Genomic DNA, 20,245 nt, shown 5'->3' on the forward strand with positions numbered 1-20,245 from the left:
ATATTTTAAAAGATTATTATTGATATCAACAGTTAACTCAATGGCTATTAAATTAATTTAAATAAACTAATATTTGATTACATATAGTATTTATAATTAGTTACTAAGTTATTATATCTAATACTAGATAATTTGAATGTTTTATCTACGAGAATAATATCAAATAATTATGTATACAGTCAAGTAACTAAAATTCTATAAATATATGTTTAATAGTTTGTGTTTTTTATAAATACCATTTATAAAAATTAATTAGTTCTGTATTATTAATTTCATTTTCTTCATGGCATTTTTTTCTAATTGACGTACTCGTTCAGCAGAAACACCATATTGATTGGCCAGTTCTTGTAATGTACTTTTATTATTATCTACGTTCAGCCATCGTGCACGAATAATATGTTGACTGCGTTTATCCAGGGTATTTATAGCTATATTTAGTTTGTCACTAACTTGATCAATCCATTCATTTTCCTCGTTAGAAGTAATTATTTTATCTTGTAAATATAGTATAGGTGCAATTACTCCTCGATTATCTTCATCTGAAGATTGTTCAAAAGTCATATCTTGTGCTGCCATACGAGATTCCATTTCGCGCACGTCTTTACTAGTTACGTTTAATGCTTTTGCAACTATTTCTATTTCTCCTGCATTAAACCAACCTAAACGCTGTTTAGTTTTTCTTAAATTAAAAAATAGCTTGCGTTGTGCTTTAGTAGTAGCTATTTTTACAATACGCCAGTTTTTTAGAACATATTCATGGATTTCTGATTTAATCCAGTGTACAGCAAATGATACTAAACGAACGTCTAACTCCGGATTAAATCGACGTACAGCTTTCATCAAGCCGATATTACCTTCTTGTATTAAATCAGCTTGTGGTAATCCATAGCCGGAATAATTGCGAGCTACGTGAATGACGAATCTTAAATGTGACACAATAAGTTTTTTCGCTGATTCTAAATCTCCGTGATAATATAATTGTTCAGCCAGCGCTCGTTCTTCTTCTGAAGTTAGAAGAGTATAGGAATTGGCTGCTCTTACATATGTTTCCAAAGTTCCTTGGGGAACTAAAGTAACACTGTGTTGCGTATTTTTAGGCATTTATTCTCCTAAAATGATCACATATGTGCAGATGATTATACCATGCCTGTATGGGATATACATGAAACTAAGTATAAAATAATTCTGTTATATTAAAAGGAGTATCTATGCAATAAGATAGAACAGCACATTTATAATAGAACCACCATTAATTTTATTGTTAATTTAATGACATTAAATTACCATAAAGTTATTTATTATCAATAAATAATCATCGTTCCTAATGAAATCATATGGTCTACAGCTAGTCGTAGTAAGAAATATAAATCTTTTAAGTTAATGTCGATAATGATGTATATTTTACATTTAGCGTAAAAATTTTATACACACATATTAGCGGATTTATTTATTTAATTATTGTGAGTATGTGATGATTCTTGTAGTTTTAATTTTATTCTTTTATTAATTCCCTAGCGTACGTTAAAACTTTGATTCAAATCAATTGTAACTAGTATTTTATTTTTTAAAAATAGAATAATTTTTAGAAAACATTCACGAAAGTACTACAGATGTAGATAACATTATTTTGCAATAATTATCTGTAAAGAAATTATTGTTATTTAATATAAACATTTTATTTTAAATAAATATTTATGTAAATTGGACACAGTTTTTTATTATTAAGATTATTTTTTAAAAATAGCTTCAACAAAATTATGTGGTTCAAATGGTTGAAAGTCGTCTATATTTGGTCCTATTCCAATATATCGTATTGGAATAGAAAAATGATCAGCAATAGATAAGAGAGTACCTCCTTTAGCACTGCCGTCCAATTTAGTCATAATTATTCCTGTAATTTTAATTGCGTTATTAAACATACGCACTTGATTAATAGAATTTTGCCCGATATTAGCATCAAGAACTAATATAGTTTCATGAGGTGCTTTTATATCAATTTTTTTTATAACTCTAATAATTTTTTTTAATTCTTCCATTGCATGGATCTTATTTTGTAACCTACCCGCAGTGTCAATAATAAGTAGATCAATAAGCTTCATTTTAGCCGTTTTAACGGCATCAAAAATTACTGAAGCAGAATCAGAAGTGGTGTTATTTTTTATTACTGCAACACAACCACTATATTTTCCTATAATTTCCAATTGATCTATTGCTGCTACTCTACTGGTATCTCCTGCCGCTAACATTACAGTTTTATTTTTTAATCGGTAATGATACGCTAATTTTCCAATAGTAGTAGTTTTTCCGACACCATTGACTCCTACCGTTAATATGACAAATGGATTTTTTTCTTGTATAAGTAATGGTTGATCGACAGGTATAAGTATATTTAATATTTCATTGCGCAGTATATCATAAAAAGATTTGTTATTGTAATCAGCATGAAGGTTAATATAATTTCTTAAATTACTAATAATTTTTTGAGTAGTTTGTGTGCTTATATCTGCGACCAATAATTTATGTTCGATATTATTTAGTATATCAATATCAATGTTTTTATTACGAATTAATTTTATTATGTTATCGCCCAATTTTTTTCGAGTATTCAATAAACTCTGTTTTAGTCTATCAAACAAATTATGTTCATAATTCATGTGCACTGACCTCATCACTATTGTCAATGTATTAAATGTTACTTTTTTTATATTTTTTTATGTAATACTTACAATTAATCAATAATCACTTATGTAAGCAATAGAAATATATTTCAGTCTTATAGAACATTTATAGATAATTAATTATTTATGTAGATAGGATATTTTATGTTGTTCTTCATGAGAAGACAATATATTTAACATTATTGATCAATTACAAGTATCAAATACGATTAGCTGATAATATAACAAATTATAAGTTGTGGATATATAAAAACATTAAATCATTATACGTTATAATTATAAATATAATCTATAATATTTTATAACGTGTAGAATGTATGAATCCATGTCTAAATAGTTAGACTTTATTGGAGGAATATAAAAGTTGGTATTGTTTTTGACAGTAGATATTTGTACGTTAAAAGATTAGAATTACTATGAGTTACTTATTTTATCGTGTAAGAGATACAATATGTATAAAAATAAACTACGATGCAGTGCTGTTGGGAAAGTTAGAATTATTGGAGGCAAATGGAAGGGACGTAAAATACCTATTATTCGGTGCGCTAATATACGTCCAACTACTAATCGCATGCGTGAAATTTTATTTAGTTGGCTTAGTCCTATTATTTATGGTGCTATCTGTTTAGATTGCTTTGCTGGAAGCGGTGCATTAGGATTAGAATCATTGTCTAGAGGAGCTAATAAAGTAACTTTTTTAGATAATAGATATATGTGTATCACAGCATTGATGAAAATTATGCAGTCTTTTTTGGTGTACAATAGTGAAATAATATATACTGATTGTCGTTCTTGGTTAAGACGGGCAATTGCTACTTATGATGTGATTTTTCTAGACCCTCCCTTTCAAGATAACGTTATACCTGAGGTCGTTTTTTTATTAGAACGGTATAATCTTTTTAAAAAAGAATCTTGGATTTATATAGAAACTCCAAAAAATAAAAATATTTTTAATATTAAAATAATCCCTAGTTATTGGTTTTTATATCGAAAAAAAATTACTCAAAGTATCATATGTTATCTTTTTGTAAGAAAATAATAAAATTTATAGATAAAACAAAAACCAAATAAAATGCCAGTTAGAGTCAAAAAGTATCTCATTATTTAATAATTATATATAATTTCTGTTATAATTGGTCTGTTTACAAATGTACGAATAGCGAATGAATAGGTGATTTTATAATGAAAGAATTATATTAATTACACCAGGATTTGTAATAATTGATTAAACCATGAGTCGAGCTGTCTTGGTTATTAGGAATAACATTTCCGCATTTTAATTCTGATAAAATGCTATCAGCTAGTTGTTTTCCTAGTTCTACTCCCCATTGATCAAAGGGGTAAATATTAAAGATAACGCCTTGCGTAAATATTTTATGTTCGTATAAAGCAATTAAAGCTCCTAAAGTATAAGGAGTAATTTTTCTAACTAAAATGGAGTTGCTGGGGTTATTTCCTTTACATGTTTTAAACGGAACCAGATGTTGTTTGGATTTATAATCTTTGTTAGATGTTTCAGATTCTTGTAATATTTTTTCATGCGTGTTCCCAAAAGCTAGTGCTTTAGTTTGAGCAAGAAAATTTGATATTAATTTTTCATGATGATCAGATATAGGATTATGACTTATTACTGGTGCTATAAAATCACATGGAACCATTTTAGTGCCTTGATGAAGCAGTTGATAAAACGAATGTTGTCCATTAGTTCCAGGTTCTCCCCATATGATAGGACCAGTTTGATATGTAATAGGGCATCCATTACGATCTATACATTTTCCATTAGATTCCATGTTTACTTGTTGTAAATATTCTGTAAAACGATGCATATATTGATCATAAGCAAAAATTGCTTCGGTTTCTACTTGAAAAAAATTATTATACCAAATACCAATAAGTGCTAAGATTACCGGCAGGTTTTTATCTAGAGGTGTGTGATAAAAATGCATATCCATAGCATGGGCTCCGGTCAGTAACAATTCAAAATTATTAACCCCCAATGATAGCATTATAGATAAGCCAATGGATGACCATAATGAATAACGGCCGCCTACCCAATCCCAAAGCTCAAACATGTTTTCTGATGGATCAATACCGAATTCACAAACTTCAATAGTATTTGTAGATAATGCTATAAAATGTTTAGATATATGTTGTTTATTAGGAGTAGCTTTACAAAACCAACTGCGTGCACTACGTGCATTAGTCATAGTCTCTTGAGTGGTAAAAGTTTTTGATGCTATTATAAATAATGTATTTTCTGGATTTAAATATTTTAGTGTTTCAAAAATATGAGTTCCGTCTATATTAGAAATAAAATGCATATTCAAATGATTTTTATATGGTTTTAATGCTTCAGTTACCATATAAGGCCCAAGATTGGAACCTCCAATTCCTATATTAACAATATCTGTTATTGTTTTATTTGTATATCCAGTCCAACTACCTTGAATAATACGATTACAAAATTGTTTCATTTTTTCTAACACTGCGTTTATTTGTGGCATCACATCCAGTCTATTTACTAAAATGGGCGTATTTTTTCTGTTCCTCAAAGCTATATGTAATACAGCACGATTTTCACTATAATTAATTTTTTCACCGTGAAACATATCTGAGATAGCACCTACAAGATCACATTCTATAGCCAAAGATATTAGTTTAATAATGGTTTTGTTTGTGATTAAGTTTTTTGAATAATCAATTAAAATTTCATTATCAAATGTCTTAGAGAAATGTGTAAATCTGTATTTATCTTGATTAAATAAATCACTGATTGATATATTCTGCATGTCGTAAAAATGTTGTTTTAGGTGCTTCCAGGCTTGTGTATGAGTAGGATTTATATTTTTCATAATTCATTTCGCGTTTTATTGTAAAAATAAGTAAATAGAAATAGAAGTCTAGAATCAACTTTCAATTAAAAATTTATGATTGTTATCATTGTGTTGCGTGCAACACAATGATAACAATCATATCATATTTAATATATATCAACATAATTAAAGTTTATAATTATGGAGATTAAAACATATTAAATAATTATTTATTTTTAAATCAAATTTATATGTATTTATATTTAATTGAATTATCTTTTTTTATCTTCATGAAAATATATTTTGGAAAAATATGTTATTAGTGAAGTTATATGCATCAGGAATGTGTGTATTAATTACGATTTATTAAATTATGATAAACAATCTAAAACTTAGCTTTTGTAAAATAAATAGTTTAAAATAGGAATTATTATTCGTTCATTTATTTTATTCCAATAAAATAAAATATTTTATGACATTTTATATACATAATGATTTAACCAATTGGAGAATAACAAATATGCATGACTTCTCCAATTTATTTTAGGAATTAAATTAGGGTTACTTTTAGGAAAATAATGATCTGGTAACATTGGATTTAGTCCTAATTTTATATCTCTATAATATTCTTGAGATAGAGTAAGCGCATCATATTCTGGATGTCCCGTAACAAATATTAAACGTTTGTCTTGACTAATAAGTAAATATACCCCAGCTTCATCAGATTCTGCTAAGATTTCTAAATCTGTGTTTTGATAAATTAAATTTTTTGGAAAATCTGAATAACGAGAATGAGGTGCTGCAAATATTTCGTCAAATCCTTTTGTTAAAAGTACATGAGAATTTATAGTGTTATGTTGATAGATTCCTACTAATTTTTTTTTTCGGATGAATTTAGGAAGATTGTATAATACTTTCAAAGCCGCCTGTGTGGCCCAACAAATAAATAATGTTGAAGTAATATGTTCTTTTGCCCATAAGAATAATTGCTCGATTTGTGGCCAAAAGGTTATGTCTGTAAAATCAATTAATCCTAAAGGAGCTCCAGTTACAATTAGACCATCAAAATTTTGATGTTGAATATCTGTAAAACTACAATAAAAATTATTTAAATGTTCAACAGGTGTATTTTTAGGAATTCGGTCGTCTATGCGTAGTAATTGGACATCGATTTGTAAAGGAGAATTTGATAATAATCGTAAGAATTGGTTTTCTGTTTCAACTTTTTTTGGCATTAAATTAAGAATTAATATTTTTAAAGAATGGAGTTCTTGAAAAATATCTTGCGATTTTTGCATAATAAAAATATCTTCGTTTTGCAAAAACTTTACCGCAGGCAATTTATCTAATACCCGAACTGGCATAGCGTTATGATCTTTAATATATACGTACAAAATTTATCTAATTTTATATGGTTTATTATCTTGTCTATATAGACAAAACCTAATTTTCATCTTTTGTCATAAGAATAGAACAAGTTTTGATAAAAATTAAATTTTTTCACGCATATGCATAGAATACAGACATTAAGTTATAGTTAAGAACGGTTGATGTTGTGTCAGTAAATATGACTGTGCATATAGCTATATTTAAAAGCGGAATTAGTACTGATAAATGTCTATTATTATATGTAGAGTAAAAACCAATACTATTAATTTTTACCAGATTTATTTATATAGTAAATGAATGTCTCTGTATTTTTAACAAAATAAAAACCTGATAAAGTAACCTATCAACAATGATAGGCCTGAGTGGAATTGAACCACCGTCCTCACCCTTATCAGGGGTGCGCTCTAACCGCCTGAGCTACAAGCCTGTAATATATAGCGTGAAACCATATCATTCTTTATAACTTCAACCACAATAATATAATGCAAATATTAATACTTTGTTATTGAAACCGTTCGTTGTTATTAACATAATGCGTGATCAAGTACACAGACTAACGATTCTTATATAAGATAAACTATTTTACCACAATAACATGATTAGGAATGCTGATTCAAGCATTTCTGTGTATTTACATACCAATCAAAAGAATTATTAAATAATAGTAAATATTCAACTTTTTTATTTTTATGATATGTGTGATACTAATTATCAATGTTGTAATTTTTAATTTTCCGTAACAATATATACCATAATTCAAATAATTATCGTGTAATTACCAAACAGTAATACCGATTCAATTGATGTGAAAATGAATAATTAATCTATTCTTTGTAGTTGAATTTCTTAATCTTTTTTATTACAATTATTGTAATAGTATTATTGAATGAACAAATTAAATATCAGTGTGTAGTAATGTATTTGCTGAAATAAAGGGTTATTACATTATGATGTGTATATTTGTGGCACATATATGGATGCAATTTGTTGTTGTTCCGTCCTTGCATAAGTACTTAGATAGTGAAATATTACTGAAAAATTTTTGTCAATACGAAATCGTTCTTCCAATAAAATAAGTATTATTTGCGCGCTGAGGTTAATGTATGTTTTATTCGACTCATTTTGATGTTATTGTTGTTGGAGGAGGTCATGCTGGAACAGAAGCGGCGTTAGCTGCTGCTAGAATGAAATGTAATACTTTATTAATTACGCATAATATCGATACACTTGGTCAAATGTCTTGTAATCCAGCTATTGGTGGTATAGGCAAAGGACATTTAGTAAAAGAAATTGACTCAATGGGTGGAGCGATGGCATGTGCTATAGATAACGCAGGAATTCAGTTTAGAATACTTAATAGAAGTAAAGGAGCTGCTGTTAGAGGAACACGCGCGCAGGCAGACAAGATATTATATCGTCAAATAATACGTAATACTCTTGAATATCAAGATTTTTTATTAATTATTCAGGCTTCAGTAGAGGATTTAATAATTAATAAAAATAAAATTGTTGGAGTTTTTATTCCAAAGATAGGAATAAAAATTAGTGCTACATCTGTTGTATTGACAACAGGAACATTTCTTAATGGTAAGATCCATATTGGAATGAATAATTTCAGAGGTGGTCGTGCTGGAGACGTAGAATCATCCTCGTTGTTATCTAAACGATTAAAAGAATTTTCTTTGAGAGTCGGTCGTTTGAAAACAGGTACCTCTCCTCGTGTACATAGTAAAGGGATCAACTTTGGTTCTTTACAATCACAATATAGCGATAGTCCTGTTCCTGTGTTTTCATTTATAGGATCTGAAAAACAGCATCCTAAACAAATTCCTTGTTATATTACATATACCAACGATAAAACACATGAAATAATTAGATCAAATTTAAATCAAAGTCCCATGCACGCAGGATTAATAGAAGGGATTTCACCCCGTTATTGCCCATCTATAGAAGATAAGATAACTCGTTTTTCAGATCGTAATGCTCATCAAATTTTCTTAGAACCCGAAGGACTAACAACGCCTGAAATATACCTTAATGGCATTTCTACTAGTTTGCCATTTTATGTACAAATACAAATTATTAAGTCAATTCAAGGATTAGAAAATACTCATATAATTAGACCGGGATATGCAATTGAATACGATTTTTTTGATCCTCGTGATTTAAAGTTAACATTAGAAAGTAAATTTATTTCTGGTTTGTTTTTTTCTGGACAAATTAATGGTACTACAGGCTATGAAGAGGCAGCTGCCCAAGGGTTATTAGCAGGAATAAATGCTGCTAGATTTTCTCAAAATAAAGAAGGATGGTATCCTAGAAGAGATCAAGCATACTTAGGAGTACTTGTAGATGATTTGTGTACGCATGGAACAGAAGAACCTTATCGTATGTTTACGTCACGTGCTGAATATCGTTTGTCTTTACGAGAGGATAACGCTGATTTAAGATTAACTTCAATTGCGCGACAACTAGGTTTAGTAGATGAGTTACGTTGGAAAAATTTTTGTTTAAAAAAAGAAAGTATTGAAAAAGAACGTCAGAGATTACGTAATACTTATATTTTTCCATATAGTACAGATGCCAAGCAGTTAAATAATTTTCTTAAGACACCTTTAATATATGAAGTTAATGGGGAAGAGTTATTAAGAAGACCAGAAATTAATTATACAAATTTATCTAAGTTAAGAGTTTTTAGTTCGTTTATATTGGATCGCCAGGTATTTGAACAAATTGAAATTCAAATAAAATATGAGGGTTATATTCGTCATCAACAAAAGGAAATAGAGAGGTTCATTTGTAATGAGCATATATTATTACCAACTGATATAGATTTTAATGTTGTTTCTGGATTATCTAAAGAAGTAATCGATAAACTTAATGATTATAAGCCTTGTTCAATTGGACAGGCTTCTAGAATTTCTGGTATAACTCCTGCAGCTATCTCTAATTTATTAATTTGGTTGAAAAAAAAAGGTTTGTTAGGTCATAATATGTGTTAGTGATGTTAAATGATGACAACGTATATCAACATAAGTACTACTATTCGTGAATTTTAGATAATTAATATTCCTATCGTATAGCGATTAGGTGAAAATGACGATATATGTTTTTATAAATTATTTTATAGAGAGATGATGCTGGCATATATGGTTTGAGTTAATCTCATTATATTTAGATATTTAAAAAGAAAGGGGATTATACTGGGATTTATTTGATGCGATAGTAGGTTTTTGGTTTTGTATAATCTACAGAAAATAAAAATGTATATTAATATTTGTGAATGGAGGAATTATATTGTTCAGTATTTGTCTTTTTTGATACGTGTATAGTGTATTATTATAAATAGGTAAATTAGTTTAATGTATTGTGTACAACTGATTTCGGTATGTCGACGATCATGGATTTATTCAAGTAAGTTGGTGTTTGTGGTTGTTTGTGGGCATTTAGTTTTGTATAAAAATTGAATCTAGATATTTTATTTTAAATAGTAAACGTTTTATAAGATCATTTTTTAGTATGTTATATATTGTTATAATTGGTTATGTATCACAAGATCCAATTAGTATTAGATAAGAGTATCATAAAACTTTATGATATATGGTAAGTAATGTTTTTGACAGGTGGTTTATGTTAGAAGTAAAAAACACTTCTCAGGAATATATTGGACATCATTTGCATCATCTACAACTTGATTTAAATACTTTTTTATGGATGGATGCAGAAAAGATTTCCTCTTTTTGGGTGTTAAATGTAGATTCTATATTTTTCTCAACGCTATTAGCCGTTTTGTTTTTATTAATCTTTGGGCGCGTTGCTAAAATGGCAACTTGTGGTGTTCCCACAAAAATACAAACGTTTATGGAACTGATAATATTATTTGTTGATAGTAATGTAAAAGATATTTTTCATGGTAAAAACAAATTAATCGCGCCGTTGTCTATGACTATTTTTGTTTGGGTTTGCTTAATGAATACTATGGATTTGTTTCCTGTAGATTTATTACCTTATATGGCAAAACTTACATTTGGATTACCTTTTTTGCGTGTTGTGCCGTCTGCTGATATAAACATCACTTCTTCAATAGCTTTGAATGTGTTTATACTTATTGTATATTATAACATTTATACTAATGGTATGCGTGGATTTATTAAAGGATTAACATACCATCCATTTAATTATCCATTATGTATTCCTGTTAATTTAATTCTTGAAATTATTAGTTTATTATCTAAACCAGTATCACTTAGTCTTAGATTATTCGGCAATATGTATTCTGGGGAGTTGATTTTTATTTTGATATCTGGGTTGTTACCATGGTGGGGCCAATGGGTATTAAGTTTGCCTTGGGCTGTTTTTCACATTTTAATTATTATATTACAAGCTTTTATTTTTATGGTATTGACAGTAATTTATTTGTCTACAGCTCATGATCCGTGTTGAAATAGATGCTAATAACAATTATTATAACACAAAAGATTGTAGATAGGAGGTTTTATGGAACATTTAAGTTTTGATATGTTGTATATAGCTGCGGCAATAATGATGGGATTAGCATCAATTGGAGCGGCCATTGGTATTGGTATTTTGGGTTGTAAATTTTTAGAAGGTGCTGCGCGTCAGCCAGATCTTATTCCTATTCTTCGTGCTCAATTTTTTATTGTTATGGGATTAGTTGATGCAATACCTATGATTACCGTAGGCCTTGGTTTGTATGTAATGTTTTCTGCGGTTTAACAATTAAAATCTATGGATGTATTATTTGTTATTGATTATTAGATGTTGGGATTGGTACTGTGAATATTAATGCAACAATATTGGGTCAATCTATTTCGTTTGTTTTATTTGTTTGGTTTTGTATGAAATATGTATGGTATCCATTTATGTCTACTATTGAAAAACGTCAAAAAGAAATTTCTGATAATTTAACTTCTGCCAATCATACTAAAATTGAATCTGAACGCGCTCATGCTAAAGCCTTGCTTTGTTTAGCACAGGCTCGGGTTAAAGCTCAAGACATTATACAACAAGCGAATAAATGCAAAATACAAATTATTGATGAAGCCAAACATGAGGCAGAAAAAGAGCAAAATAGAATGTTATCTCAAGCACGAAAACAGATCCTTTATGAAAGAAAATCTGTTGCTGATGAATTAAGAAAGCAAATGAGTAAGATTGCGGTTGAAGGGGCAGAAAAGATTATAGAACATTCTATCAATGAACTAGTTGATATAAATATTATAAATAAGATCATTAACACATTATCATATGAGGATTAAATGTCTAGTGAGGTTGTTATTGCCCATACATATGCAGTGGCTATATTTAATGTAGCTGTAGCATATAAAAATATAATAAAATGGGAATCAATTCTTAATTTATTTTCTAAGATAAGTCAGCATAGTTTAGTAAAATCTTTATTTTTTAGATATTTAGAATCAAAAAAATTATCAAATATATTTATTGCTATTTGTGAAGATTATCAAAAAAAGAAAATTGATAATTTTAGTAAAAATATAATTTACATTATGGCAGAAAATAATCGATTACCGTTATTACCAATTGTTTTTAAAGAGTTTGTAAACATATGTGCTATACACATGGGTACTATAGAAATAGAAATTATCTCTGTTTCTCCTTTAGACTGTAGACAGTTAAATAAAATTTCTGATGTAATGACCAGGCGTTTATCTAAAAAAGTAAATTTAGTGCATAAAATTGATAAAGGCATGCTAGCTGGTGTGGTGATTCGTGTTGGAGATACTATTATTGACGGAAGCATACGTGGACGTATTTTACGTTTAAATCATATACTACAATCTTAATATTTTTTAATTTTATTCCTTTAGGTGCAAATAAAATCATGCAATTAAATTCAAATGAAATTAGTGAATTAATTAGGCGGCGTATTGCTCAATTTGATATAACGTATGAGACTCGCAATGAGGGTACTATTACTGCTGTAGGAGATGGGGTAATTCATATACATGGTTTAACAAATATCATGCAAGGTGAAATGATTGCTCTTCCATCAAATCAGTTCGCTGTAGCATTAAATTTAGAACGTAATTCTGTTGGCGCTGTAGTTATGGGTTCATACTTAAATTTATCCGAAGGAATGGTGGCAAAGTGTACAGGAAATATATTACAAGTGCCTGTTGGAACGGAATTATTAGGAAGAGTAGTAAATACATTGGGTATGCCTGTGGATAATAAAGGAGCAGTACAATGTTCGTGTTATCTTCCGGTAGAAGCTAACGCACCCAGTGTAATAGATCGAAAATCAATAGATGAACCAATTCAAACCGGGTATAAATCTGTTGATTCTATGGTTCCTATTGGGCGTGGTCAACGTGAATTAATTATAGGGGACCGACAAACTGGAAAATCTGCATTAGCAATTGATACTATTATTAATCAACGTTATAGTGGAGTTAAGTGTATTTATGTTGCTATTGGTCAAAAAGCAACGACCGTGGCTAGTGTTGTAAAAAAATTAGAGCAGCATCATGCTTTAGCTAATACTATTGTGGTTCTTGCATCTGCCTCTGAGTCTGCTGTATTACAATATTTGGCTCCTTATGCTGGATGCGCTATGGGAGAGTATTTTAGAGATCGTGGAGAAGATGTCTTAATTATATATGACGATCTTTCTAAACAAGCAATAGCTTATCGTCAAATTTCTTTATTGTTACGACGTCCTCCTGGACGAGAGGCGTATCCAGGAGATGTATTTTATTTACATTCTCGTTTATTAGAACGAGCATCGAGAGTCAGTTCTGATTATGTTGAGCAATGTACTCATGGGAAAGTAACAGGAAAAACTGGTTCGTTGACTGCAATACCTATTATTGAAACTCAAGCTGGAGATGTTTCTTCGTTTATCCCAACTAATGTAATTTCTATTACTGATGGTCAGATTTTCTTGGAATCTCATTTATTTAATTCAGGAATTCGTCCTGCAGTAAATCCAGGAATTTCAGTATCTCGAGTTGGAGGATCTGCTCAAACTAAAATTATGAAGGTGTTATCTGGTGGAATTCGTACCGCTTTAGCTCAATATCGCGAACTAGCTGCTTTTTCTCAGTTTGCTTCAGAATTAGATGAAGTTACACAAAAACAATTAAAACATGGTCAAAGAGTTACTGAATTATTAAAACAAAAACAATATGCACCTATGCCTCTTTCATGTCAATCTATTGTTTTATTTGCAGTGATACATGGTTATTTAGAAGATGTTGAAGTATCAAAAATAAGTGATTTTGAATCTGCATTAATATTATATATGACTTATGAAGAAAAGGAACTTATGAAAATAATCGACCATGATGGTATATATGATATAAATATTGAAAATAAATTCAAAAATATTCTTAAAACCTTTAAATCACATCAATCCTGGTAAATTCAACCGCATTATTATTGTGGAATGAGAAAACATGTCTAGCACAAAAGAGATACGTGGGAAGATAGACAGTGTTCGAAACATACAAAAGATTGCTAAAGCTATGGAGATGATTTCTGCTTCTAAAATTCATAAAACTCAAAAACGTATGTTAGTAAGTCAACCGTATGCAGAAACTATACGTAAAGTTATTAATCACATTGCTTTAGGAACATTAGAATATAAACACTCTTATTTTGAAGAACGAAATATTCAATCTGTTGGTTATTGGGTGATTTCAACGGATAGAGGATTAACAGGAGGATTAAATATTAATTTATTTAGAAGGTTATTACGTGATTTCAGTAAGTGGAATAATGCGGGAACATCTATTAAATTAGCAGTTATTGGGTCTAAAGCTGCTTCTTTTTTGAATTATATAAAACAGACAAAGATAGTTAGCTGCATTTGTGGAATTGGAGATATCCCTCAAATGTCAGATTTAATCGGTTCAGTCAGAGTGATGTTGCAATTATATAATGAAAATAAAGTAGATAGATTGTATTTAGCATATAATAAATTTGTTAATACTTTATCTCAAGTTCCTCAAATTTTACAGATTTTACCAATTGCTCCTGATGATAAAGTTGTATTAAAAAATCAACATTGGGATTATTTATATGAACCAGATTCTAGAATATTATTGAATAATTTATTACAGCGATATATTGAATCACAAATCTATCAAGGAGTATTGGAAAATTTAGCTAGTGAACAATCTGCTAGAATGGTGGCAATGAAGACTGCTTCAGATAATGGAGAGGTTATTATTAATGATCTAAAGTTATTTTACAATAAAGTTAGACAAACTAAAATTACAGAGGAGTTAATAGAAGTTGTTTCAGGATTTTCTGTAATGTAAATGATAAGATAGTTAGGGGTGTGATTAATATGAATTCTGGGAAAATAATCCGGGTTATTGGAGCGGTGGTTGATGTTGTGTTTAAGCAAAATGCAGTACCTACTGTATATCATGCACTTGAAGTATGTACTGATGATACATTTAATAAAAAATTGATATTAGAAGTAGCTCAACAATTAGGTGGAGGTATAGTACGTTGTATAGCTATGGGAAATACAGATGGATTACGTCGTGGATTAGTAGCAATTGATTTAAAACGTTCTATTGAAGTTCCAGTAGGAAAAGGGACTTTAGGTCGTATAGTAAATGTGTTAGGTGAACCAATTGATATGAAAGGGCCGATTAAAGAGAAAGAAAAACGGTCTATTCATAGATCTGCTCCGCTTTATTCTGAATTATCTACTAGCCAAGAGCTTTTAGTAACTGGTATTAAAGTAATTGATTTAATGTGTCCATTTGCTAAAGGAGGTAAAATTGGTCTTTTTGGAGGAGCAGGAGTTGGAAAGACTGTTAATATGATGGAGCTTATTCGTAATATTGCTGTAGAATATTCCGGTTATTCAGTATTCGTTGGTGTTGGAGAACGCACTCGTGAAGGTCATGATTTTTATCACGAAATGGTAAATTCTCATGTTATAAATAAAGTTGCTTTGGTGTATGGTCAAATGAATGAGCCACCCGGAAACAGATTACGCGTGGCTTTAACTGGTCTTACTATGGCGGAAAAATTTAGAGATGAAGGATATGACGTATTGTTGTTTATAGATAATATATATCGTTATACTCTTGCTGGGACTGAAGTATCTGCGTTGTTAGGCCGTATTCCATCAGCAGTAGGATATCAATCGACATTATCAGAAGAAATGGGTATGTTACAAGAACGCATTACTTCCACAAATTTAGGTTCAATTACTTCTGTACAAGCAGTGTACGTCCCTGCAGATGATCTTACAGATCCATCTCCTGCTACCACTTTTTCTCATTTAGATGCAACTATAGTTTTAAGTCGTCAAATTGCCGCTCTTGGTATTTATCCTGCGGTAGATCCATTAGATTCTAATAGCCAACAATTAAATCCACTTATTGTAGGACAAGAACATTATGATGTTGCTAGAGATGTTAAATCAATCTTACAACGTTATCAAGAGCTTAAAGATATTATTGCTATTTTAGGTATGGATGAATTATCAGAAGAAGATAAATTGATAGTTCTACGTTCGCGGAAAATACAACGGTTTTTATCACAACCTTTTTTTGTTGCTGAAGTATTTACAGGATTTTCCGGTACATATGTTTCTTTAAAAGACACCATCCAAGGATTTAAAGAGATTATAGAAGGAAAATATGATCATATTCCGGAACAAGCATTTTATATGGTAGGAACTATTGAAGAAGTTATAGAAAAAAATAAAACTCTTTAAAATTTAACATGTATAAGGTATGCATATGTCTGTAAATACTTATCATTTGACTGTTGTTTCTATTGAAAGTCAGATATTTTCTGGTGTAGTTCAGAAAATTCAAGTAGTAGGTATTGAAGGTGAAATGGGCATTTTTCCAGGTCATGCTCCGTTGCTTACGTCGATCAAGCCAGGAGTGTTGCGTATAGTAAAGTTATGTGATGATGAAGAATATGTATATATATCCGGGGGTATCCTTGAAGTTCAAAAAAATATAGTAACAATATTGGCAGATACAGCTATTCGTGCTGAAGAATTAGATGAAAAAAAAGCTGAAGAAGCGAAACATGAGGCTGAAAAACAAATTAAAAACTTACGTCATAATGATGATGTAGATTACATTAAAATTGCTTCAGAAATATCCAAAGCTATTGCAAAACTTAGATTGATTGAATTAACTAAAAAAAATAAGCATATATAATATATAATTATAATATAATGTTATATTAAAAAATTTTATGTATATAAATGTAATCGTATATTGTGATTGCGTAAAGAAATTTATTTCATAAATAAAAAATAAAAGAGATATATAAATTATGTCATATCTTAGTTTTAGTGCAATTATTCTTGCTGCTGGTAGAGGTAATAGGATGCTATCTGATATACCAAAATCGCTACATCAAATTGGTGGAAAGTGTATATTACAACATTTAATTGATTCTGTAGTGCAGGCAGGGGTTCAGTGCGTATATGTAGTATATGGCTATAAAGGTGAAACAATAATGGAAAAAATTAATACAGATCAATATAAAGTTCCTGTACATTGGATATTGCAACATGAGCTTGTTGGAACTGGAAATGCTGCGCAGAGAGCATTATCTATCATCAGTGATAGAGAAGAAATCCTTTGTTTGTATGGCGATGTCCCTTTTATTTCCTATAAGACATTACAACGACTGCATACTATTAAATCGCAGTGTGATATAAGTATGTTAACAGCTACATTATCTAATCCACATGGGTATGGACGTATTGTACGAAACCAAAAAGGTGGTGTTATTAATGTAATAGAACATGATGATATAAATAATGATGATCATAAAAAAATAAAAGAAGTGAATACTGGTATTTTTATTGCTATTTCTGGAAATTTAAAGCGTTGGTTAAACTTATTAACAATTCATAGATCAAAGAATGAATTTTATTTAACAGATATAATTCAGATAGCTCATCAATCAGGTTATATTATACGCACTATTCATCCTTATGATACGTTTGAAATCATGGGAGTAAATAGTAAATCAGATTTAGTGTCTTTAGAGAGACAATATCAACAGAGACAAGCACAAGGTTTGTTATCATCAGGAGTAGTAATATCCGATCCAAATAGATTTGATTTAAGAGGAACATTAGTGTGTGGAAAAGATGTATATATTGATGTAAATGTGATTATTGAAGGAGATGTTTCTTTAGGGAATAGAGTTAGAATAGGAGCAAATTGTATATTGAAAGATACAGAGATTGAAGACGATGTAGTGATATATCCGTTTTCAATTATTGAAAGCGCAAAAATAAGTATTCAGAGTAATATCGGACCATTTGTTCGATTAAGACCAGGAACTGAATTAAAAGAAAACAGTCATGTAGGAAATTTTGTTGAGATAAAAAATACTCAATTGGGTAAACAATCAAAAGTTAGACATCTTAGTTATTTAGGTGATGCAGAAATTGGCGCACAGGTAAATATTGGAGCTGGAACAATTATTTGTAATTATGATGGCATTAAGAAACATCATACTGTTATTGGAGATGGTGTTTTTATTGGAGCTGATAGTCAGTTGGTAGCTCCAATAATTGTTGGAAAAAATGCAACTATTGGTGCTGGAACTACAGTAACTCAAGATGTGCCGGCTGGTGAAACTATTATCAGTAGAATACGCCAGTTTTCTATTTTGAATTGGAAGCGATCAAAAAATAAAAAATAGACCCTATTGTTTTGTTTTGTTTATTTAAGGGTCGTGTATCATACAAAATATTTTATTATAATTTTGTATTTTGACATTAATCTCATCGTATATTTATGTTTTAAAGTATGTGTATTTGAATATATAACAATTACGTATATACTGGTTTTCAAGTTATTATGTACTGAAAAAGTAATAGTGTTAAGTTTATATTTATAAAAAAATTATACAATTTTTTATAAAATTTATGAAGTGATTATTTTCCAACGCAAAATGTGGAAAAAATTTTATCTAATAAATCTTCAGAAGTAAATTTTCCAAAAATTTTACTTAGTTCGTTGTGTGCTAATCTAAGATCTTCAGCAAAAAGTTCATTGATAGTCATAATAGATAATAATTGATTTTGAGCAGATAAAAGATATTTAGAAGTCTTTTCAAGGGAATTTAGGTGGCGCCTACGAGCAATAAAATTTCCTTGGTTTTCAGTCAAGTTATAAGAATATTTTTTTTGTTGTTTATATTTTATATGAGTATTTAAGTGTTTTCGTAATAAATCTGTTCCATCATCAAATAAAGCCGACAAGGTGATACATGTATAATTATTTACTTTGCTAATTCCAATTTGTTCCTTGGTTAAATCAGATTTATTACGTATAATTGTAATGGGGATTTTTTTATTTTTAACAAATAATATTTCTTCTACATATTTTAATGTAATGTTATATTTTCTATTCGAATCATCATTAGAATCAATTACCCATAAAATATGATCTGCGTTATTTAATTCGTTCCATGCGCGTTTTATTCCAATTTGTTCGATTTCATTATTACTATTTTTTTGTAATCCAGCAGTATCGGTAATATGGCACGTTACTCCATCTAATTGAATAGATTCATGTAATGTATCTCGTGTCGTTCCCGATATCGTGCTTACAATGGCTCTATTAATGCCAATTAATGCATTAAATAAACTAGATTTTCCTGCATTTGGGTTGCCAGCAATTACTATTTTTGTTCCTTCACGCAACAACACACCGTGACAGGTTGATTCGTATACTTGTTGCATGTCATTTATAATATTTTTTAATTTTTTTTTAATTTTATTAAATGGTAATACATTAGTTACTTCTTCTGAAAAGTCAATAGATGCTTCTATGTGTGTACGTAAATTAGTAAGTTTCTTTAAAATTATATGTATTTTACGAGAAAAGGTTCCTTGTAGGGTATTCGATGCCGATTTTGCAGCCTGATGTGAAGAAGCATCAATAATATCGGCGATCGCTTCTGCTTGTATGAGATCTATTTTATTATTTAAGAATGCTCGTTTGGTAAATTCTCCTGGATGTGCTATTCGAATATCAGAAGATGTTTTTAAAATACGTTCTAACAATACATCTAAAATCATTTGACCACCGTGTCCATGGATTTCTAGTATGTTTTCTCCTGTAAAAGAATTTGGTTCAGGAAAAAATAAGGCTATTACTTTGTCTAATACGAATCCGTCTGTATCCAAAAATGGTAAATATTCTGCTTTTCTAGGTTCGAGTATTTTTCCTAATAATTTAGGAACAATTTCAGGAACTGAATTTCCAGATATTCGTATAACCCCAATACCCCCATGTCCTGGAGGTGTAGAAATAGCTACAATTGTATCCGTTATGTAATGCATAAATTTTTAGTCATTTTGACAAC

Annotated in this window: 16 protein-coding genes and 1 tRNA gene; 11 read left to right on the top strand and 6 right to left on the bottom strand. The window is 29.7% G+C overall.

Annotation, left to right across the window (positions count from 1 at the left end; translation table 11 throughout):
- Positions 1-252: 252 nt before the first annotated feature.
- Positions 253-1,101, bottom strand: a complete 849-nt coding sequence (rpoH, locus tag M9400_RS00735) for an RNA polymerase sigma factor RpoH (RefSeq protein ID WP_250232531.1) — start codon at positions 1,099-1,101, stop codon at positions 253-255.
- 626 nt (positions 1,102-1,727) lie between these two features.
- On the bottom strand, positions 1,728-2,654 hold the full coding sequence (ftsY, locus tag M9400_RS00740; protein ID WP_250232532.1) for a signal recognition particle-docking protein FtsY: 927 nt from the start codon (positions 2,652-2,654) through the stop codon (positions 1,728-1,730).
- 475 nt (positions 2,655-3,129) lie between these two features.
- On the opposite strand from ftsY, the gene rsmD reads away from it, so the two are divergent.
- Positions 3,130-3,717 (top strand): 16S rRNA (guanine(966)-N(2))-methyltransferase RsmD, encoded by a 588-nt coding sequence (gene rsmD, locus M9400_RS00745; protein WP_250232533.1) that lies wholly within the window; start codon positions 3,130-3,132, stop codon positions 3,715-3,717.
- Positions 3,718-3,874: 157 nt separating this feature from the next.
- On the opposite strand, the gene pgi is transcribed toward rsmD, so the two are convergent.
- From pgi to M9400_RS00760, 3 genes are all read right to left on the bottom strand, one after another.
- Positions 3,875-5,530, bottom strand: a complete 1,656-nt coding sequence (gene pgi, locus M9400_RS00750) for a glucose-6-phosphate isomerase (RefSeq protein ID WP_250232534.1) — start codon at positions 5,528-5,530, stop codon at positions 3,875-3,877.
- Between the two features lie 431 nt (positions 5,531-5,961).
- On the bottom strand, positions 5,962-6,855 hold the full coding sequence (locus M9400_RS00755; RefSeq protein ID WP_250232535.1) for a homoserine O-succinyltransferase: 894 nt from the start codon (positions 6,853-6,855) through the stop codon (positions 5,962-5,964).
- A gap of 378 nt (positions 6,856-7,233) precedes the next feature.
- Positions 7,234-7,307: transfer RNA gene (locus M9400_RS00760), tRNA-Ile, on the bottom strand.
- 676 nt (positions 7,308-7,983) lie between these two features.
- Here M9400_RS00760 and mnmG point away from each other — a divergent pair.
- The 10 genes from mnmG to glmU all read left to right on the top strand — a co-directional run bounded on the left by mnmG (position 7,984) and on the right by glmU (position 18,574).
- Positions 7,984-9,882, top strand: coding sequence for a tRNA uridine-5-carboxymethylaminomethyl(34) synthesis enzyme MnmG (gene mnmG / locus M9400_RS00765; protein ID WP_250232536.1), 1,899 nt, complete (start codon positions 7,984-7,986; stop codon positions 9,880-9,882).
- Positions 9,883-10,510: 628 nt separating this feature from the next.
- Complete coding sequence (gene atpB / locus M9400_RS00770) at positions 10,511-11,323, top strand: F0F1 ATP synthase subunit A (protein ID WP_250232678.1); 813 nt, start codon at positions 10,511-10,513, stop codon at positions 11,321-11,323.
- 54 nt (positions 11,324-11,377) lie between these two features.
- Complete coding sequence (gene atpE / locus M9400_RS00775) at positions 11,378-11,617, top strand: F0F1 ATP synthase subunit C (RefSeq protein ID WP_250232537.1); 240 nt, start codon at positions 11,378-11,380, stop codon at positions 11,615-11,617.
- Between the two features lie 59 nt (positions 11,618-11,676).
- Positions 11,677-12,159, top strand: a complete 483-nt coding sequence (atpF, locus tag M9400_RS00780) for a F0F1 ATP synthase subunit B (RefSeq protein WP_250232538.1) — start codon at positions 11,677-11,679, stop codon at positions 12,157-12,159.
- Positions 12,160-12,705, top strand: coding sequence for a F0F1 ATP synthase subunit delta (locus M9400_RS00785; protein ID WP_250232539.1), 546 nt, complete (start codon positions 12,160-12,162; stop codon positions 12,703-12,705). It begins immediately after the preceding gene.
- Positions 12,706-12,743: 38 nt separating this feature from the next.
- Positions 12,744-14,285 (top strand): F0F1 ATP synthase subunit alpha, encoded by a 1,542-nt coding sequence (gene atpA, locus M9400_RS00790; RefSeq protein WP_250232540.1) that lies wholly within the window; start codon positions 12,744-12,746, stop codon positions 14,283-14,285.
- Positions 14,286-14,319: 34 nt separating this feature from the next.
- Positions 14,320-15,186, top strand: a complete 867-nt coding sequence (gene atpG / locus M9400_RS00795) for a F0F1 ATP synthase subunit gamma (RefSeq protein WP_250232541.1) — start codon at positions 14,320-14,322, stop codon at positions 15,184-15,186.
- Positions 15,187-15,215: 29 nt separating this feature from the next.
- Positions 15,216-16,607, top strand: a complete 1,392-nt coding sequence (gene atpD, locus M9400_RS00800; RefSeq protein WP_250232542.1) for a F0F1 ATP synthase subunit beta — start codon at positions 15,216-15,218, stop codon at positions 16,605-16,607.
- 25 nt (positions 16,608-16,632) lie between these two features.
- The gene (locus tag M9400_RS00805) at positions 16,633-17,067 is read left to right on the top strand and encodes a F0F1 ATP synthase subunit epsilon (RefSeq protein ID WP_250232543.1); all 435 of its coding nucleotides are present in this window, start codon (positions 16,633-16,635) and stop codon (positions 17,065-17,067) included.
- A gap of 118 nt (positions 17,068-17,185) precedes the next feature.
- On the top strand, positions 17,186-18,574 hold the full coding sequence (glmU, locus tag M9400_RS00810) for a bifunctional UDP-N-acetylglucosamine diphosphorylase/glucosamine-1-phosphate N-acetyltransferase GlmU (protein WP_250232544.1): 1,389 nt from the start codon (positions 17,186-17,188) through the stop codon (positions 18,572-18,574).
- Between the two features lie 235 nt (positions 18,575-18,809).
- Here the strand turns inward: glmU and mnmE are convergent, their stop codons facing one another.
- Positions 18,810-20,222, bottom strand: coding sequence for a tRNA uridine-5-carboxymethylaminomethyl(34) synthesis GTPase MnmE (gene mnmE / locus M9400_RS00815; RefSeq protein ID WP_250232545.1), 1,413 nt, complete (start codon positions 20,220-20,222; stop codon positions 18,810-18,812).
- Between the last annotated feature and the right edge of the window lie 23 nt (positions 20,223-20,245).

Source organism: Blochmannia endosymbiont of Camponotus sp. (assembly GCF_023586085.1).
Taxonomy (GTDB): Bacteria; Pseudomonadota; Gammaproteobacteria; order Enterobacterales; family Enterobacteriaceae; genus Blochmanniella.

What these genes read in the sequence shown, in the direction of transcription:
- rpoH (WP_250232531.1), bottom strand. Translation starts at nt 1,101, where the DNA reads ATGCCTAAAAATACGCAACACAGTGTTACTTTAGTTCCCCAAGGAACT.
- ftsY (WP_250232532.1), bottom strand. Translation starts at nt 2,654, where the DNA reads ATGAATTATGAACATAATTTGTTTGATAGACTAAAACAGAGTTTATTG.
- rsmD (WP_250232533.1), top strand. Translation starts at nt 3,130, where the DNA reads ATGTATAAAAATAAACTACGATGCAGTGCTGTTGGGAAAGTTAGAATT.
- pgi (WP_250232534.1), bottom strand. Translation starts at nt 5,530, where the DNA reads ATGAAAAATATAAATCCTACTCATACACAAGCCTGGAAGCACCTAAAA.
- M9400_RS00755 (WP_250232535.1), bottom strand. Translation starts at nt 6,855, where the DNA reads ATGCCAGTTCGGGTATTAGATAAATTGCCTGCGGTAAAGTTTTTGCAA.
- mnmG (WP_250232536.1), top strand. Translation starts at nt 7,984, where the DNA reads ATGTTTTATTCGACTCATTTTGATGTTATTGTTGTTGGAGGAGGTCAT.
- atpB (WP_250232678.1), top strand. Translation starts at nt 10,511, where the DNA reads ATGTTAGAAGTAAAAAACACTTCTCAGGAATATATTGGACATCATTTG.
- atpE (WP_250232537.1), top strand. Translation starts at nt 11,378, where the DNA reads ATGGAACATTTAAGTTTTGATATGTTGTATATAGCTGCGGCAATAATG.
- M9400_RS00785 (WP_250232539.1), top strand. Translation starts at nt 12,160, where the DNA reads ATGTCTAGTGAGGTTGTTATTGCCCATACATATGCAGTGGCTATATTT.
- atpA (WP_250232540.1), top strand. Translation starts at nt 12,744, where the DNA reads ATGCAATTAAATTCAAATGAAATTAGTGAATTAATTAGGCGGCGTATT.
- atpG (WP_250232541.1), top strand. Translation starts at nt 14,320, where the DNA reads ATGTCTAGCACAAAAGAGATACGTGGGAAGATAGACAGTGTTCGAAAC.
- atpD (WP_250232542.1), top strand. Translation starts at nt 15,216, where the DNA reads ATGAATTCTGGGAAAATAATCCGGGTTATTGGAGCGGTGGTTGATGTT.
- M9400_RS00805 (WP_250232543.1), top strand. Translation starts at nt 16,633, where the DNA reads ATGTCTGTAAATACTTATCATTTGACTGTTGTTTCTATTGAAAGTCAG.
- glmU (WP_250232544.1), top strand. Translation starts at nt 17,186, where the DNA reads ATGTCATATCTTAGTTTTAGTGCAATTATTCTTGCTGCTGGTAGAGGT.
- mnmE (WP_250232545.1), bottom strand. Translation starts at nt 20,222, where the DNA reads ATGCATTACATAACGGATACAATTGTAGCTATTTCTACACCTCCAGGA.